The sequence below is a fragment of the Vibrio tasmaniensis genome, assembly GCF_024347635.1.
Lineage (GTDB): Bacteria > Pseudomonadota > Gammaproteobacteria > Enterobacterales > Vibrionaceae > Vibrio > Vibrio tasmaniensis.
In genome coordinates this window covers 1,424,524-1,441,988 of the sequence record NZ_AP025511.1, presented here as the reverse complement: position 1 = coordinate 1,441,988, position 17,465 = coordinate 1,424,524, and the positions used below count along the sequence as shown (strand labels likewise).

Annotated in this window: 14 protein-coding genes; 6 read left to right on the top strand and 8 right to left on the bottom strand. The window is 43.8% G+C overall.

The genetic code is table 11. The annotated features are described in order from the left end of the window. Positions 1-265 precede the first annotated feature (265 nt). Together OCV44_RS20600 and OCV44_RS20595 are read right to left on the bottom strand one after the other, a co-directional pair. Positions 266-2,704 (bottom strand): ABC transporter permease, encoded by a 2,439-nt coding sequence (locus tag OCV44_RS20600; protein ID WP_139685086.1) that lies wholly within the window; start codon positions 2,702-2,704, stop codon positions 266-268. 1 nt (position 2,705) lies between these two features. Further along, positions 2,706-3,380, bottom strand: coding sequence for an ABC transporter ATP-binding protein (locus tag OCV44_RS20595; protein ID WP_009845334.1), 675 nt, complete (start codon positions 3,378-3,380; stop codon positions 2,706-2,708). On the opposite strand from OCV44_RS20595, the gene OCV44_RS20590 reads away from it, so the two are divergent. From OCV44_RS20590 to mrdA, 5 genes are all read left to right on the top strand, one after another. Continuing rightward, the gene (locus OCV44_RS20590) at positions 3,379-3,996 is read left to right on the top strand and encodes an arylesterase (RefSeq protein ID WP_139685087.1); all 618 of its coding nucleotides are present in this window, start codon (positions 3,379-3,381) and stop codon (positions 3,994-3,996) included. The two genes, OCV44_RS20595 and OCV44_RS20590, sit on opposite strands and share 2 nt — an antisense overlap. Before the next feature lie 81 nt (positions 3,997-4,077). Beyond that, on the top strand, positions 4,078-5,277 hold the full coding sequence (fabV, locus tag OCV44_RS20585) for an enoyl-ACP reductase FabV (protein ID WP_139685088.1): 1,200 nt from the start codon (positions 4,078-4,080) through the stop codon (positions 5,275-5,277). Between the two features lie 178 nt (positions 5,278-5,455). Beyond that, on the top strand, positions 5,456-7,363 hold the full coding sequence (locus tag OCV44_RS20580; RefSeq protein WP_139685089.1) for a sensor domain-containing phosphodiesterase: 1,908 nt from the start codon (positions 5,456-5,458) through the stop codon (positions 7,361-7,363). A gap of 118 nt (positions 7,364-7,481) precedes the next feature. Beyond that, the gene (locus tag OCV44_RS20575) at positions 7,482-9,137 is read left to right on the top strand and encodes an ABC-ATPase domain-containing protein (protein ID WP_086050960.1); all 1,656 of its coding nucleotides are present in this window, start codon (positions 7,482-7,484) and stop codon (positions 9,135-9,137) included. Between the two features lie 248 nt (positions 9,138-9,385). Beyond that, positions 9,386-11,284 (top strand): penicillin-binding protein 2, encoded by a 1,899-nt coding sequence (mrdA, locus tag OCV44_RS20570; protein WP_139685090.1) that lies wholly within the window; start codon positions 9,386-9,388, stop codon positions 11,282-11,284. Positions 11,285-11,485: 201 nt separating this feature from the next. On the opposite strand, the gene OCV44_RS20565 is transcribed toward mrdA, so the two are convergent. Together OCV44_RS20565 and OCV44_RS20560 are read right to left on the bottom strand one after the other, a co-directional pair. After that, positions 11,486-12,109 carry a DNA-J related domain-containing protein gene (locus OCV44_RS20565; RefSeq protein ID WP_139685134.1) on the bottom strand — a complete coding sequence of 208 codons (624 nt, stop codon included), beginning with the start codon at positions 12,107-12,109 and terminating at the stop codon, positions 11,486-11,488. Between the two features lie 280 nt (positions 12,110-12,389). Then, positions 12,390-13,229, bottom strand: coding sequence for an isopenicillin N synthase family dioxygenase (locus tag OCV44_RS20560; protein WP_139685091.1), 840 nt, complete (start codon positions 13,227-13,229; stop codon positions 12,390-12,392). 199 nt (positions 13,230-13,428) lie between these two features. Here OCV44_RS20560 and OCV44_RS20555 point away from each other — a divergent pair, with 199 nt between their 5' ends. After that, positions 13,429-14,037: a DUF2238 domain-containing protein gene (locus OCV44_RS20555; RefSeq protein ID WP_139685092.1), complete on the top strand. Its 609-nt coding sequence runs from the start codon at positions 13,429-13,431 to the stop codon at positions 14,035-14,037. 79 nt (positions 14,038-14,116) lie between these two features. Here OCV44_RS20555 and OCV44_RS20550 read toward each other — a convergent pair whose 3' ends face one another. The 4 genes from OCV44_RS20550 to OCV44_RS20535 form a co-directional block, all read right to left on the bottom strand. Further along, positions 14,117-14,368 carry a hypothetical protein gene (locus OCV44_RS20550; protein WP_017082269.1) on the bottom strand — a complete coding sequence of 84 codons (252 nt, stop codon included), beginning with the start codon at positions 14,366-14,368 and terminating at the stop codon, positions 14,117-14,119. A 21-nt stretch (positions 14,369-14,389) separates the two neighbouring features. Beyond that, entirely contained in the window at positions 14,390-15,295 is a 906-nt protein-coding gene (locus OCV44_RS20545; RefSeq protein ID WP_139685093.1) for a DMT family transporter, read from the bottom strand. 30 nt (positions 15,296-15,325) lie between these two features. After that, a complete protein-coding gene (locus tag OCV44_RS20540; protein WP_139685094.1) occupies positions 15,326-17,017 on the bottom strand; it encodes an SgrR family transcriptional regulator in 1,692 nt (563 codons plus the stop codon). A 154-nt stretch (positions 17,018-17,171) separates the two neighbouring features. Beyond that, positions 17,172-17,405, bottom strand: a complete 234-nt coding sequence (locus tag OCV44_RS20535; protein ID WP_139685095.1) for a DUF3389 domain-containing protein — start codon at positions 17,403-17,405, stop codon at positions 17,172-17,174. Positions 17,406-17,465: the final 60 nt, after the last annotated feature.

The window sequence follows — 17,465 nt, the reverse complement described above, 5'->3', positions numbered from 1 at the left end:
GATAACTGTTGATAACGTTCTTGCTAAGTTGCGCAAACCCTTTGTTTACAGGGACTAACCGCTGTTCATTAAATCGGCATTATTGTGGGGTTAGTTTTAAAAAATGCTGAAAAGAGTGGAGAATAAGGTGCGATATTCGTTACTTGTGCTATGCATTGGTCAAATAAAAAACGGTCTAAAGCGATGCCTTATAAATAGTGCATGACTAAATATAAATAATGTCACTTTTAGACCGTTTTAAGCATTGGTTAGATCTTGCTAACGACTAACCAAAATCCTTGTTTACTGGTGCCAACAAACGTTTGATTAAGCTATTCACTACCGCGGCCAATGTGATGAACGTTAGCACGGGTAGCGCTATCCATAGCATTGGGTGGAGTGAAGGTTCTAACTCGAAACCAAAGTTTATTACCCCTGCAACACTGAGTTCAGAACCCAGCGCAGCAATTGAGCCAGCTACTAAGGCCATTAGCCCGTATTCACACCAAATGGTGTTAAGAATTCGCTTCTTACTCGCACCTAAGGTTCGGTACAAACGTATTTCTTGTTGTCTTTGAGATAAGCTCAATCGCAACAGGGTGAAGATAAGCAATAGCCCCGCCACCACACCTAACGCGGCAAGTACGGTTATCGACCAAACAATCTGTTTGAGCAACTCTTGTATCTTGCTACCCATTTTACGAATGTCCATCAAACTCACGGTCGGGTGATTTCGAGATAATTCGTTGAGCATTTGATTGTGTTGCTCTTCTAGTCTGAAACTCACCAACCAAGTAGAAGGAATAGCGCTCAAAACATCGGGAGTAAAAATGAAATAGAAGTTTGGCTTCATTTCACGCCACTCGACTTTGCGGATGCTATTCACCTTGGCAGAGACGTTCAGGCTGTTGATTGTGAATGAAAGATCATCGCCAATTTTCAAACCAAGTTGCTCTGCGACATCGGATTCCACAGATACGCCCTGCTCTTGTGTCCAGCTGCCTTCTAATACTTCATTGTACTCAGGCAGGCTATCTCCCCAAGTGAAGTTGATCTCGCGACTTAGTGCATCTGTTTCTTCTGAGGTCTCGCTGTATTTCGCCGCCTCAACGCCGTTAATGGTTGTGAGCCTTCCTCGTATAATTGGAAACGCTTGAGTACGCTCTACTTCGTTTGCATCAATCGTCTCGAGATAACTGTCTTTCTCATAGCTCGCAATATTCAGCGCAAACGCATTAGGTGCGTTCTCGGGCAAAGTTTGCTGCCAATCTGACAACAAGTCACTTCTCACTAGCCATATGATCGATAACAGCATCAAAGACAGCGCTAAAGAACCAAATTGAATCCCTGTTGCTAATGGTGTGCGATTAATTCGGCTTAATGCCAAACGCATAGATGTCGACGTCGGCAGTTTCCCGACCAAACGCAGAACGAACGTACTGACAATCACGAGCACTAAGAACAGGCAAGCGATACCCGCTAGGACTATCCATACCAACAGATTGTCACCGTACATCAGCATCATTGGAATAATAGGCACCAGCAACAACAGGTATTTCTTGTAGCTTTCATTGGACTGGTGACTTGATTGAATCACGCTGATTGCCGAGGTGTTGACCAAGCCAATTAACGGAATGCCAAGCGCAGGCACACCAATGAGGATACTTGATAAAATCGCCAGAATGACAGGTTCAATACCATAGCTTGGAAGTGGTGTTGGTAATAAGTCGCCCAGAGGTATACGAAGCAAAAATTCTAAGCCGATACCGATGGTAATTCCCAGTACTGCACCGATAACCACCAACAGAGACACCTGTACAGACAACCATTTAACGATCCACTGCTTGCTCGCACCTAAACTCTTAAGCATCGCAATAGTTTTACGACGACTCGCAACATAATGTTGGCAAGTGAGTACCAAAGTGGTCGCCGCCATGATCACAACGATAGCAACGGTTAGCGATAAGTATTGAGTAGTGCTCTCGAACATGTCGTTAGTGCGGCTCGCTGAGTCTTGCGTGCGCCAGCGATCGCTTGGTGTTAATTCTACGCTGTCTTGTGCGGCTTTCAGTTTAGTATCATCACCGTTTAGAAACAGCCTAAAACTAACACGGCTGCCAGGTTGAATAGCGCCAGTGGCATCGATGTCACTTGCATGAATAAGCACTGCGGGCATTTGTTGGAAAGGGTTAAAACTCAAGCCCGGTTCTTGCGTGATGCGCCCTGTGATTGTTAAATCGGCATCGCCTATCGTGACATTGTCACCTATATCAACTTCTAATTGCGAAAATATACGCTCATCAAGCCACAATTCACCCGGTTCAACATGATTGCTTACCGCGCTATCTGCTCCTTGCAGTATCATTTCGCCGCGTAAAGGATAATTGCTCTCTACGGCTTTAACGGTAACCAACTGCATCGAGTTATCACTGAATGCCATGGTTGAGAAGCGAGTTAACTGAGAGCTTTCTAACTGTTCAACCTGAGTCAGATCTAACAAGGGTTGCGGGATTGGGTTTGCCGATACAAATACACTGTCGGCGGTTAACGCATCTTTGCCCTGCTTTACGATCACTTGTTCCATACGCTCAGCTAAAGCTGAAAGCGCGAACACACAAGCTATAATGAGCGTTAGAGCAATGGATACCGGCCATAGCTGACCATGTCGAATCTCTTCGATACTCCATGAAAACAGTCGTTTGTTCAGTCCGTGTGATGAATTCAATTTACACTTCCTCTATGTGACCGACATGCATTTTCAAGGTTCGTTGGCAACGCTGTGCGAGCTTAGGGTCATGCGTGACCAGAACAAGCGTTGTACCGTGCGATGAATTAAGTTCGAACAACAGCTCGACGATTTTCGCTGCCGTTTGTTGGTCTAAGTTGCCTGTAGGTTCATCGGCGAACAAAATTTTAGGCTTAATCATAAACGCGCGAGCCAATGCGACCCTTTGTTGTTCACCACCGGACAGTTGAGACGGCAAGTGATCAAGCCTGTCTTTCAAGCCGACTGATTCAAGCAAAGCCGTCGCACGTTCGATGTCTTCGTCTTCACCTTTCAACAAACAAGGCAGCGTGACGTTTTGCAGGGCAGAAAGGCTTGGGATCAATAAGAAGCTTTGGAAAACAAACCCAACGGATTCACTGCGGATTTTGGCTCTCGCTTCGTCATCAAGCTGTGATAGAGGTTGGCCTAACAAACTGATTTCGCCAGAAGTTGGCACATCGAGCCCTGCAAGCAGTGTCATTAACGTGGATTTACCTGCGCCAGACGTGCCGACAATCGCGACAGTTTCACCTTCACGAATATCAATATCGACGTGCTCTAGGATTGTTAAATGTTCTTGATTAGTAGACACTGTCTTCGAAACAGCTTCTGCTTTAATGATGGATGTATGCATGACTCGACTAATTTCCTTTTTATTCTTTATTATATTTTCAACCGCTTCTTTGGCTCAAGATACCGAGTTAGATTCTAAATTACTGGTACTTGGTGATAGCTTGAGTGCTGGTTATAACATGGACATCAAACAGAGTTGGCCAAGCCTGTTACCAGACGCATTAGCAAAGCATGACAAAACGGTAACCGTGGTCAACGGCAGTATTTCAGGTGACACAACCGGCAATGGTTTAGCGCGTCTACCACAACTGCTTGAAGAACACGCTCCAGACACCGTTCTTATTGAACTTGGTGCGAATGATGGTCTTCGTGGCTTCCCACCGAAGCTGATGTCAGCGAACCTTGATCAAATCATCGAGCAAATAAAAGCTGCGGGCGCTAAGCCAATTATGATGAAGATCAAAATCCCACCGAATTACGGTAAGCGTTACAACCAGCAATTTGAATACGTTTTTGCAGCGCTTGCTGATCAACAAAATGTGCCGCTTTTGCCGTTTTTCCTAGAGCATATCATCCTCAAACCGGAGTGGATGATGAATGATGGACTTCACCCAAAACCAGAAGCTCAACCTTGGATCGCTGAATTCGTCGCCAAAGAATTATATCAGTATCTTTAAGTTTTAATGGTCTAGCTCAATAAATTTTACACAGCTTTACGTTAGCCTGAGTGCATATCACCGTTAACTGTAAGGTTATTTATGCTGATCGAACCTATTATCAAGGGTGTGGTAGCTAAAAGCGCTCACCCTCTAGGCTGTCAAGAAGCCGTAAAGCAACAAATCAAGTTTGTTAAGAGTGCGCCACAGATCAAAGATGGCCCTAAGCGAGTACTGATTATCGGTGCTTCCTCTGGCTTTGGCCTTGCCGCTCGCATTGCCCTTACCTTTGGCGGTGCAAAAGCTGACACCATCGGCGTCTCATTCGAGCGCGGTCCTAACGAAAAATCCCTTGGTAGTGCTGGTTGGTACAACAACATCTATTTCAAGAAAGAAGCTGAACGAGAGCAACGTACTGCTATCAACATCGTTGGCGACGCATTTTCACAAGAAACACGTTCTCAAGTTGTCGAAGCTATCGAAACCTACTTCGAAGGTGAAGTGGATCTGATTATCTATAGCTTAGCGGCGGGTGTTCGTCCTAAACCTGACTCTGATGAGTTTTGGCGTTCTGCTATTAAACCGATTGGTGAAAGCGTTACCGGCGCCACCATTTCTCTTGAACACGACAACTGGGTGACCAACACACTTGATGCTGCGACGGAAGAAGAAGCCGAAAGCACGCTCAAAGTCATGGGCGGCGAAGATTGGGAACAGTGGATAGATGAGCTGATCAATGCTGAATCTATTGCCCCAGGTTGCAAAACCATTGCTTTTTCTTACGTTGGTCCAGAAGTCACGCACCCTATCTATTTAGACGGTACTTTGGGCCGCGCTAAAATAGACCTTCATCAAACCAGTCACGCACTTAACCTTGAACTAGCAAACTTTGGCGGTAATGCTTACGCGACCGTGTGCAAAGCATTAGTGACCAAAGCGAGTGTGTTCATTCCGGGGCTAAGCCCTTACCTACTCGCTTTATATAGAGTGATGAAAGAAAAAGAGACCCACGAAGGTTGTATCCAACAAATGCAACGCTTATTCAGCAGTAAGCTGTATGGACAAACCAAAGTACCACTCGATGGCGAGCGCCTAATTCGGATGGATGAATGGGAACTCGACCCAGAAACCCAAGCTCATGTGACTGAACTACTTGAAGCTATGGATGAAAACAACTTCCAATCAATCGGTGACTATCAAGGTTTTAAAGAAGAGTTTTTACAGCTGAACGGTTTTGCTCAACCATCGGTAGACTATAAAGAGAAACTTAACACTGATGATTTTATAAAGTTAAAGCCTTAATCGAAACTTATCTCATTACTGAGACCCATATTCACATTTGAAAACCTCCGCAAAATAGCGGAGGTTTTTTTGTGCAACATTTCTTATACTTAGTTAATGTAATATTCACAGTTTATTTGGTTCATCTTAATTAACACAGGATGTGTTGATGCATTTAGCATAATTGACTCGGAGTCATATGAAGAAGATAAAAACGATAGACTTAGATATCCCTGACGATATGACCTCCAGTTGGCAGAATATTGTCGACCTATTGGCTCAAATCACTAAAGTGCCTGCTGCACTTATCATGCGTGTTCATACTAACTACATTGAAGTTTTCTCTACCAGCCACAGTCAGGCTAACCCTTACAACAAAGGCGATTCTGAGACATTAGGAAATGGGCTTTACTGCGAAACCGTAATGGAGTCTCAGCAGCAGCTTTTAGTACCCAATGCGCTTGCAGATGTTGATTGGAAAAATAACCCCGACACAAAGCTTGGTTTAATTTCTTATTGTGGCATTCCACTATTTTGGCCTAACGGCGAATTGTTCGGTACCATTTGTATCTTGGACTCGAAAGAAAATCACTACACACCTACCTATATTAAGCTATTAGAAAGCTTTCGCACCTCGATAGAATCTCAATTAAAAACCTTGTTTCAACACGCTAAGCTCACTCAAATGAATCGTGACTTAAAAAGCCGCGTTGCGACTCGCACTAAGGACCTCGCGAGTCTTAATTATTCATTAAACCAAGAGATTGATAAGCGAAGAGCGGCAGAACAAGAGATCAATTTCCAAAAAAATCACGACCTCGGCACGGGCTTTTTGAACCGAAGTGCTTTTGAGTCGCGCTTAGATCAGAAGTTGATGTCACAACAAAGGTTTACAGGTGGCTCACTCGCGGTAATCCATATTGGATTTACTAATGGCAGGCGCATTCAAGCTCGATATGGCTACAACGCGTTAGACCAAGTGCTGGTTGAATACCGACAACGCATCGACAGTATCTCTGATGTCGAGGTACTAACTGCGCGCCCTACTTCGGTTGACCTTGTGTTGGCGTTCAGCGTTAAAGATTTGCACCAGCGTATCGAAGAACTCTGCCAGACATTGGTAAAAGTGGGTCATTCAGAATTTGACATCGGTAGTGACAAAGTTCATCTGCATGCCTTTATAGGGATTGCGATTACTGATAACGACGATGGTGCTGATAGCATTATCCAAAAATCTTCAGAAGCGATGCTGGCATGTAAAGATTCAGGACAAAAGTTCGCTTACTACTCTCAGTCTCATGCTGAAGAACAAAGTCATATCAATAAGATTGAAGGTTATTTGCTCCAAGCTGTTCGTAATGATGACCTTATGCTCTATTTTCAGCCAAAAGTATGCCCGTTGACTCATCGCTGGGTTGGTGCAGAGGCTCTACTGCGTTGGCGACACCCCGTTCTGGGAGACATCTCTAACGAAACCTTAATACACATGGCCGAGCAAAATGGGTTGATTTTCGAAGTGGGAAATTTTGTTCTGCGCAACGCGATTGAGCAAGCGAAAGAGTGGTCCGAATACGTTGAAGATTTCAAAATTGCCGTAAATGTGTCGGCGATTCAATTAAAGAATGTTGATTTCGCAGAGCAAATTATACACCTGCTGGAAACCTATCACCTAGAACCTCATTTCTTAGAACTTGAAGTCACGGAAAGTTGCCTCATAGCTGATGAAGTCGTCGCGAAGAATACATTGGAATCGTTACACGACATCGGCGTTACATTGTCACTGGATGACTTTGGTACGGGCTATGCCTCATTTAGTTACCTTAAGAAATTCCCATTCGATACGATTAAAATTGATAAGAGCTTCATCGACCAAATGCTCAACTCGCAGGAAGACTCGGAGATCGTTCGGTCGATAGTCCAAATTGCGAAAAAGCTCGACTTAAAAGTCACGATTGAAGGCATAGAATCGGAAGTTCAGGAGCAATTTATCATCAATGAAGGCTGTGATGTGGGTCAAGGTTACCTTTACGGCAAGCCAATGCCGAGCCAAGAATTCGAACACAGCTTAATCAATCAAAACTATTTGGGGACAACTCGTTACGCTTAAAGCGAAAAAGAGCAGTTTGTTTTGGATTTAGGCCTAGTTTCTCTTTACTCTATAGGTGGTGATTTTTATAATCGCCGCCTTTCTGTTTTATCTTCCCTTTATATAGGCATTCCTCGTTATGGATCAGTTGACTGCAAAGCTTAAAAAGCTCGAAAAACAAAACTTCCGCGCATATCAACAAATTAAAGGTCAATACGACTTTGCTGATTTCGAATTACACATCGACCACGTTCAAGGTGACCCGTACGCATCATCTTCACGTTTTCGCGCAACACGCGCTTGGTCGTTAACAGGGTTAGGTTGGCTGAAAGAAAAGTCTTACGAATACCAAGTAGCAGCTCGTGATTTCATTGCACGTAGCTTCTCTGAATTTGCCAAGCAAGAAGCGACTGTGTCTATCGCGCTAACAGGTCAAACCGTTTTAGACAACACTGCTGTTGTTTTCACTGACCACGGTATCGAAATTCGTTTTCGTATTAACCTACCTGCTGATGGTCGCAGTATTCTTGCAAAGAAAGCAATCAACATCATTACATTCTATTTGCCTAAGTTCATTCGTCGCGCAACGCTTGAACGCGAACTCAACATTGAAGCGATGATTAAGCATTGTGAAGCCGTTGAAGACCAAGACGCATTGCGTGCTCAATTGGAAGAAAACAACCTAGCGGCATTCGTTGCAAACGGCAGTGTATTACCTCGTATTGCAGGTAACTGTGATTTACCAATGAAAGGCGCAGTTCCTTTCCTAGCACCAGAGTCTTTGAGTGTTACTTTAAACACACCAAACCAAGGTGATGTGACGGGTTTAGGTATTCCTAAAGGCATCACGCTGATCGTTGGTGGTGGTTTCCATGGTAAATCTACATTATTGAATGCCGTTGAACGTTCTATCTACAACCATATTCCAGGTGATGGTCGCGAAGGTATCGTGACTGCGACGGATACGATGAAGATCCGTGCGGAAGATGGCCGCTGTGTACATAACTTGAACCTGTCTAACTACATCAATCATTTACCGATGCAAAAAGACACGTCTGATTTTAGCACTCAAGATGCTTCAGGCTCTACGTCTCAAGCGGCTTGGTTACAAGAATCGATTGAAGCAGGCGTTCAAACACTACTTATTGATGAAGATACGTCAGCGACTAATTTCATGATCCGTGACGAACGTATGCAAGCGCTAGTATCAAAAGGTGCAGAGCCTATTACTCCACTTGTTGACCGTATTGGCCAACTACGTGAAGAGATGGATATCTCTACCATTGTTGTAATGGGTGGTTCTGGCGATTACCTAGATGTGGCTGACACTGTGATTCAAATGCACGACTACCAAGCGGTAGACGTCACTGAAAAAGCACAAGAAGTGATCGCTCAACACCCTACTCAACGAACTAACGAATGTGAGACCGCATTAGAAACGTTTGTTCCTCGCTCGTTAAACCGCGCTGCATTGATGAACATTCTTACTGACGGTAAGTTCCGTGTTAACGCGAAAGGCAAAGAGTCGTTGCGTTTTGGTAAGGAATTCGCTGATCTTTCTGCATTGGAGCAGTTAGAGTCAACGTCAGAAGTGAACGCGATTGGTTGGGCATGGTTCCAGTTTGCACAAACTCCAGGTTGGTCAAACAACCCTGCTAAAGAGTTTAGCGCTATCTTAAGCGATGAGTGGCACGTCAACATGCCAAGCTACGGTGACTTAGCGAAACCAAGAGTATTGGATGTAATGGCCGCTCTAAACCGTATGCGTAAATCTCAGTTCAAACCTTCGAACTAAGTTAGATTCAAGCATCATAAATTGTATTGACGGCTCTCATTGTGAGGGCCGTTTTTTTTATTCGCTAACTCTTTGCCTAAAGCGTTAAGGCTGACTCCTGCATCACTTTCTCTTGTTTAACGATAAAACCCACTAATATTGTGCTTATCCTAAAAATCATGACACAGCTTTTACAAAACTATGGCGTTATTCAGATAAAGTTCCGACTCGATAGGTGTAACTAAATGTAACAGACTCTTGAGGCTTCAATGAATCATAAACGCGTTAAGATGCGTGACCATAAAATCGAAGTAAACCTATTCAAAAACCGTGTAATCGTCGCGTTTTGTGGGATATTGCTGTTCACTCTCGTCTTAGTTGGCAACTTGTACCGACTTCAAGTCGACAATTTTGAAAGCTATCAAACTCGTGCCGATGGCAACAGAATCAAAGTATTACCAATCGCCCCTACTCGCGGGCTAATTTACGATCGTAATGGTGTGTTGCTTGCCGAGAACAAGCTTGTATTTAACCTGACGATGATTCCCGAACAAACAGATGATGTCGACGCTATGCTCGCCAAGCTAGACAAATACATCCCGCGTGATGTTGAGCAGATCGCTCGGTTCAAAAAACGTTATCACAACACGCGCCGTTTCAAATCTGTCACTATATTAGAGAATCTAAGTGAAGAAGAAATTGCTAAGTTCTCTGTGCACCAGTACCAATTCCCCGGCTTATCGATTGATACGAACTTAAAACGCTTTTACCCAAATGGAGAGGTGCTAACGCATGTCTTAGGGTATGTGGCACACATCAACGATAGTGACCTAAAGAAGCTAGAAGAAAAAGGCATTGAAACGAATTATCAAGCGACGACCATTATCGGTAAGCTCGGTGTCGAACGCTATTACGAAGATATCCTACACGGAACCAAAGGTTATCAAGAAGTTGAAGTAAACAGCCGTGGGCGCGTTGTTCGGACTATTGAGTACGTGCCGCCGGTTGCAGGCAAAGACATAGTATTAAATATTGACCTCGAGTTGCAAAAATACGTCTTTGAACAACTTGATCACAGAACCGGAAGTGCAGTGATTCTTGATCCGAAAGACAACAGTGTACTGGCGATGGCATCTAGCCCAAGTTATGACCCTAATCTATTTGTCGATGGCATTTCGAGTAAGAATTACCAACGTCTATTGAATGACCCTGCCCACCCGTTGGTGAATCGCACCACACTGGGCGTTTACCCTCCCGCATCCACCATAAAACCATTTATGGCCGTTGCTGGATTACAAGAGCATGTCATATCAGAAAACACCATTCGTGATGATCACGGTTCGTGGCAAATTCCCGGTTCCAAACGCAACTCTAAATCATGGCGAGACTGGAAACGCTGGGGTCACGGCCCTGTCGACGTAACTCAAGCCATTGAAGAGTCGGTGGATTCATTCTTCTATCAAACCGCTTTTGATTTAGGCATCGACCGCATCTCAAGCTGGATGAACCGTTTTGGATTTGGTGAACCTACCGGCATCGATATCTATGAAGAAAGCACCGCCAATATGCCGACTCGAGAGTGGAAGATGATGCGTTATCGTACCCCTTGGTATCAGGGTGACACCGTCCCTATTGGTATTGGCCAAGGTTATTGGACATCCACGCCAATGCAACTTGCCAAAGCAACCTCGGTACTGGTTAACCATGGGAAGGTAATGCCACCTCATATCTTGAGAGCGACCTTAGATCACGGTGAAGATTTTGATACGCAGCAACTTGTTGTACCGAAGACGATGACATCTATCACTGAAGTACCAGACGAGATATGGGATGTACCTATTAATGCGATGCGACTCGTAAACCACGGCAGTCGAGGTAGCGGAAGACGTGCATTTAAAGGAACTGACTACACTAGTGGTGGTAAATCGGGGACTGCCCAAGTATTTGATCTCGCGAAAGATCAGGTCTACAACTCCAAGAAACTGGCTCGGCATTTATTAGACCATGCGCTTTATACGGCCTTCGCACCTTACGAACACCCTGAATATGTCGCGACTGTGGTCATCGAGCACGGTAATGGAGGTTCAAAAGTCGGAGCACCTTATATCCGTAAAGTACTCGACTATGCATTTAAGCATAAAAGTGGCGAAAGCAAAGATCACTCGTAGCACAATAAGTGACACTGTGACGACGATTAATCTAGTAACAACATATATAACCTAGTAACAATGCGTAACCTAGCAACACACAAGCGTAATGACGATAAAGCCCCACTTGTGTCACTCACAACATGGGGCTTTTCAATTTTATCTATTAAGGTCTAAGTTTTACTCTAAAGGGTCAATAAACAGCGCAGTTGGATCTAGGTTCTATGATGAACTTCGTAATACATGCCACGCTTCACAAAGCGTCTGGAATTTTGCCGTATTGCCCTCATCTCTATCGGGATGCCATCTCAACGCCAACTGTCGCCAACGCTTTCTTATTTCCTTATGCGTTGCGTCTAAAGGGAGATCAAATAACTTCAATGCACGGTTTTTATCTAAATTGAGCGTATCGGCGCCAACAAACTTTCTGTACCGAGTCCAAAACTCGTTAAGCAGCCTTTTGACTTCACCTTCATCCGCTTCATAGTTAGTCCAATTAGTGTAGTAGTCTCGAAGTGGATCTTGGTGATCAATACTGTGGCTATTTCCATGATAGCTTCCATTCATCAATTCAATATCCATTGCTTGAACTTGAAGCCAACTATCAGGGTGTAACGTCTCTTGGAGTTGATACAGCGCATTCATAATGAGAAAGTTCTTTTTAAACAACTCCTTCTCGGGTACTGCGTCTAATACTGGCATAAACCCAAGGTCGTTTAGATGAGCCGCCAGAGTGTGTACTTTCCACCCACTCGGTTTTCGCTTAAGCACTTCCATAATGGGCCAAAGCAAAGGGTTCTCCATATGGCTATGAAAGCTTTCTCTCACACCTTGATTATTCGACATAGCTGACTCGTTTGAGGTAATTAGATTATTAGGCATGATGAATTGCCCTAGGTCAGTGGGCTGACTTTCTTTAATTGAAAGCGATTTTCTATGATTTGTCGAGCTTAATGAAACGGCACATTCAATAGCTTGGCTCAAAAGCCCGTTATCCATCAAAATTACGCAGCTAAGATGACCAGTGATTGACAATGATTGGTGTTGCTCTTTGGAAAATCAAAAAGGCCAGCAATTTTGCTGACCTTTGATATCTTTACCAATTTTAGAGCAAGACACTAGTTAATTAGATAACACCAAGCTCTCTTAAACGTTCCATTAGGTATTCATTTGCTGTGTACTTCTCAGACAGTACAACTTCCGGTTTTGGGTGTAGGAATAGCGGTAAAGAGATGCGAGATTTCTCTTGGCGTTCACCTGATGGGTTGATTACACGGTGAGTTGTCGATGGAAAGTAACCACCTGATGCTTCTTGAAGCATATCACCAATGTTTATGATCATGTTACCGAAGTCACATGGAACATCTAGCCACTCGTTATTCTGAGCTTTAACTTGAAGTCCCGGCTCGTTTGCTGCAGGAAGAACAGTCAGTAAGTTGATGTCTTCGTGTGCTGCTGCACGGATAGCGCCAGGTTCTTCGTCACCTTGCATTGGTGGGTAGTGAAGAACGCGAAGCAGTGTTTGTTCGCTGCCGTTGATCATTTCAGATAACGCGATGGAGAACTTCTCTTGTACTTCTTTAGGAGCATGAGCTTCAACCCAACCTAGAAGCTCTTGAGCAAAAGCATTCGCACGTTGGTAGTAATCTAGAATCTGTTCTTTCAGCTGCTCAGGAATTTGGCCCCAAGGGTATACGTGGAAGTACTCTTTGATGTCTTTTACAGTGTGCCCCTTGGCAACTTCAGACACTGAAGGTGGAAAATATCCATCTTGTGTTTCAACATTAAAGTGGAAGTTCTCTTTCTCTTCAGAAATAAAGAATTGGTACCAGTTTTCGTAAATTGACTCAACAAGCTCTTTCGGAATTGGGTGGTTCTTAAGAACACCAAACCCCGTTTCACGTAAAGAGCGAACAAATTGTTCTGCTGCGTCGTCAGCAAGGTAATCGACAGTTTCCAGTTTCATGACTTTCTTTCTTGTTATGTAGTTATAGAGCGATTTTAAGGATCGCTTTGTTGTAAATCAAACTTTTGTGAAACTCTAGCAACCGTTTGTCTAGATACTGGGCGATAGCACCAGTTTTCAACAATTCTGGTGATTAAACCACAATTGAACACTGTTCATTATTGTGTAACTATACATAAAACTTATACAGGATATGATGATGACAATTACGCCACTTGTTCAAAATAGACCTCTACTCTCATTAACTGCTGTCTATCTTGTTATCTTTCTCTTTTCAGCGTTTGCGCCATCTTCAAGAGCCGTTTGGATCGCTGAGATCGTCCCTGCTCTCGGTATTCTTATCGGGTTATGGTGGTTATCCACCAAGCTCACCTTTTCTAAGACCGCTTATGTTCTGATGTTTATCTGGCTTATTTTGCACACGATAGGCGCAAAATACACCTTTGCAGAGGTACCTTTTGATTGGTTCAATAACCTGATTGGCTCTGAGCGCAATAACTTTGACCGAGTCGCTCATTTCTCTATTGGTCTTTATGCCTATCCACTCGCAGAGTATTTGATTCGTAAGAAATTGGCTCAGCCGATACTAGCCTGTTTCTTTGCGCTATTTGCAATCATGAGTGTAGCCGCTGGCTACGAGATTATTGAGTGGTGGTACGCGGAGATAGCAGGTGGTGATGAAGGTATCGCGTTCCTTGGCTCGCAAGGTGATATTTGGGATGCACAGAAAGACATGCTGTGTGATACAACGGGTGCAATTGTCTCGCTATTCCTTCTTAAACTTCAAGGCAGAGTTAGAGCTCATTAACTTCGATTCTTTATCCTGAGCATAAAAAGCAACTTTGAAATGCCACACGCAAACTGTGCTGTGGCATTTATTTTCTCTACTATTTCATAGTTACCTTGCCACCCACAAACTTGTAGGCTGGCGTACCTCTGACTAAGGTATCTCGCGCAAATTCAATCCCACATTCCGGGCACACACATGGCTCTTTCGTGAAATCTTCAACAATACGTTCCTTAAAACACTTCACGAGTGCACCTTTGCCGCCTTTTCGATACTTAAAAAGTTGCGTTTTGCATTTGGCACAGAAAATCTGAACCGTTTTGGTCGGTTGTTTTTTGTTTGGTTTAGCCATAGAAGATAATGATTGAACCCTTTATTTCTTAAGTTTAGGTGCGATAAGAACCAAGCTTATCCCAAGTAAGATAACAGTCGATGAGATAATAAATTGCATAGTAACAGGTTCAGATAACAACAAAACGCCACCAAGTGTCGCGATAACGGGAACAGAAAGCTGTGCAATGGATGCAACCACTGTATCCAGTTTTTTCACCACGTAATACCACAAACTATAACCCACACCAGAAGCCACCGAACCAGACATTACCGCGTAAATTAGTCCTTGCTCGGTAATAGAGATTCGCGGTAACGCATTAGGTATCAAAACGAGCAAGCTTATAACCACAAGAATAGCTAACGAGCTGAAACTAAAATTGGCAGTCGTCGATTGCAGTGCGTTTGGTGATTTCTTTCCTGCCAATGTGTAAATGCCCCACCCAACTCCAGCCAGAGACATCAAGATGATGGAAACTAAGTCCGGTGCCTGCCTCGACTCCGTTGGCATGAGTAAGTAAACAAGCCCGGCGACGGATAACAAACAGCCGCTCCACTCAAGCAATGACATTCTGTTGCCAGAAAATAAGTGCGCGGCAATCATTGTAAATTGAACCGCGACAAACAGAACCAAAGCACCGAGACCTGCACCAAGCTCTAAGTAAGCAAACGAGAAGCCAAACATATAAACGAGGAGTGACAATATTGATGTGAATTGAAACGGTAATTTGAGCTTTGTTTCTACCGACGTGTCGTTGTTTACTAGCTCCTCTCTAGACTTACAGTGGGAAGATAAAGTTAAAATCAGAAGTGTAAGCGCACCCGATATGATACGAACGATCGAGAAACTCAAAGGATCAATGGTTTGATCCATCAAAGCCCAACGACACAACACTGAATTTGCAGCAAACGCCACCAGCGTTATAAATGTGATCATCACCGTTTGCATCGTGTTGTCCTAATCAAGTTATCTCTGGTCTTAGTCAACGTCCGGTTTTACCCAAACTTGGCTAAAGTCGAACCAACCCAATGCATTGCACTTGGCGTTCTGCAGCGTACCGCATTGATCTTTGTTAACGCCTAACCAACAGTGGAACATTGGAATCAATTGATTGCTTTGCACCAATTGTTTACCTAACTGTCTCGCTGGGAATTGCTCGAATTCGCCCGAGCGCCAACGATCGATCATGTGACACCATTGATCGAAGTCTTCTGCCGGGCTAGATTCATCGAGAAAGCTGTAATCCATCAACCAGCCCGCTAACGCGTCATCTCTATTGTTAGCGATACCCATTGGATTAATCCAAATATCGACATTATCGGCGTGTGGAGGATCGGTTTCGTAACCATAAAGTTCAACGTCGACGTCATATTGCTTCAACACTGTAACAATAGCCTTCGCAAGTGTTGGAAACATTGGGTGTTGGCATTGGTAAGCCAATCTAATGGTTGGTTTCGCATTCGCTGGTGGACAAACCGGCGTGTTCAACTTGATGTCATACCAACCGGGCTTTATCCCATAAGCGTGTAACACTCCCAAATCGATAACAGTTTCTTTCGGAATGTGTACAAACAAATCGGCGGCATTCAAAGTATTAGATAAGAATTGCGCCCATGCAGGATCATGTGCGATGCCCTTTTTTCGATTCAACAGTAAATAGGTACAGCCGGGGTCAAGTTCGACTTCGTCGCTATCACCACGGTCAGCCATTACAGGCTTAGAAAGACTTGGGTAAACCATTGAAGAGTAGGCCTCATCAACGACCCAAACCTCAACACGATCAATCAATGGCCTAAAACCAAAATATCCGTTGAAAGCCGTTAATACGAGTTGTTTATCATCATTCTTTTCAATGCGATACGGGCCTGTACCAATCGGTCGAATATCGTAGTCTTCACCACGTAAAATCATCGGTAAGGTGACTTTGGCAACGGATTCAGTCAGAGCGACTGGGAAGTGTTTATCTGGTCGCGTTAAAAAGACATCAACCACGCAGTTTGCTGGAGAAGAGACGTCTTTTATGTGTGAGAACATATTGAGAGGTTCGAGCGCTAGCAGCGTATCCACAACATGATTGGTTAAGAGAGGCTCGCCGTTATGAAAACGGACTCCAGGTCTCAAGAAGAATCGCCATTGATAATCGCTGATTTTTTGCCATGAATGAGCAAGATCGGGCTGTAATTGATCGTTCTCATCCAAACGTGTTAACCCACTGAATACCTGACAGGTAATATGCTGCTCAGATCGTCGCATCGACTTTGTTGGGTTAAGCATAGAAAGCGGTCGGTAATAAGGTAAACGAATAACCTGCTCACCTTCTTGATACTGTACACCCAAGTAATTTTGAATAACCTGAGTCAACTTGGCTGCATTGTGATCAAGCACTGACAGCGCTTGTCCAATTTTACCTTCTTGTAAGTAGCGTCTCGCTAAATTTTCACTGACATCGCAACGATTCTGCTTAAAAATAAGTTGAGATAACTTGCCTCGACCCGCCGCAGGTAACCACTCAACCCACCCTTCTTCTTCAAGCTTATTGAGTACCATCCGGGCATTACGACGGGTACAACAAAGCACATCCGTGATGTCGTCGAGCTGAACATCAGAATCTTTACCATCGAAGTATTCAAACAGGGTTTCAAATTGAACGCGAAGTCTTGGGCTGCTCATAAAGAGGAAAACTTATTCAAAGGACATTGAATTCAGTTTCCCTATTTTAAGACTTAAAATCAATCTTACTGATGTAATTTTCTTACGATTTATTAGGTATGGTATCCGAAGATTTGATTAAAATAGAAGGTCTAAGTACTTTTTCAGTATACGATTACATCACATCGCAGCCGATTTCACTGGCAATTTCTCGAAGCTGCTGTTCGTTGTCTAATTTTATCGACCACTTGCATTCAGAACCATTCGCTGAAATGACATTTGCCCCTTTTCCTATCAGTTGGATTGCATCAACTTGAGCTTGTAGCGTTACTCTGTGCTCACCATCCAAACGAACAACCAGCTCATGTGCCGTTGCAATGACTTTTCCACTTTTAAACGTTATGACCATGGATTTCTCGGACTATTCTTAAATACAGATTACTTCTTATAAATACACCAGCTAACTAAT

What these genes read in the sequence shown, in the direction of transcription:
- mrdA (WP_139685090.1), top strand. Translation starts at nt 9,386, where the DNA reads ATGAATCATAAACGCGTTAAGATGCGTGACCATAAAATCGAAGTAAAC.
- OCV44_RS20590 (WP_139685087.1), top strand. Translation starts at nt 3,379, where the DNA reads ATGACTCGACTAATTTCCTTTTTATTCTTTATTATATTTTCAACCGCT.
- OCV44_RS20595 (WP_009845334.1), bottom strand. Translation starts at nt 3,380, where the DNA reads ATGCATACATCCATCATTAAAGCAGAAGCTGTTTCGAAGACAGTGTCT.
- OCV44_RS20540 (WP_139685094.1), bottom strand. Translation starts at nt 17,017, where the DNA reads ATGAGCAGCCCAAGACTTCGCGTTCAATTTGAAACCCTGTTTGAATAC.
- OCV44_RS20535 (WP_139685095.1), bottom strand. Translation starts at nt 17,405, where the DNA reads ATGGTCATAACGTTTAAAAGTGGAAAAGTCATTGCAACGGCACATGAG.
- OCV44_RS20565 (WP_139685134.1), bottom strand. Translation starts at nt 12,109, where the DNA reads ATGTCGAATAATCAAGGTGTGAGAGAAAGCTTTCATAGCCATATGGAG.
- OCV44_RS20575 (WP_086050960.1), top strand. Translation starts at nt 7,482, where the DNA reads ATGGATCAGTTGACTGCAAAGCTTAAAAAGCTCGAAAAACAAAACTTC.
- OCV44_RS20550 (WP_017082269.1), bottom strand. Translation starts at nt 14,368, where the DNA reads ATGGCTAAACCAAACAAAAAACAACCGACCAAAACGGTTCAGATTTTC.
- fabV (WP_139685088.1), top strand. Translation starts at nt 4,078, where the DNA reads ATGCTGATCGAACCTATTATCAAGGGTGTGGTAGCTAAAAGCGCTCAC.
- OCV44_RS20580 (WP_139685089.1), top strand. Translation starts at nt 5,456, where the DNA reads ATGAAGAAGATAAAAACGATAGACTTAGATATCCCTGACGATATGACC.
- OCV44_RS20560 (WP_139685091.1), bottom strand. Translation starts at nt 13,229, where the DNA reads ATGAAACTGGAAACTGTCGATTACCTTGCTGACGACGCAGCAGAACAA.
- OCV44_RS20545 (WP_139685093.1), bottom strand. Translation starts at nt 15,295, where the DNA reads ATGCAAACGGTGATGATCACATTTATAACGCTGGTGGCGTTTGCTGCA.
- OCV44_RS20555 (WP_139685092.1), top strand. Translation starts at nt 13,429, where the DNA reads ATGACAATTACGCCACTTGTTCAAAATAGACCTCTACTCTCATTAACT.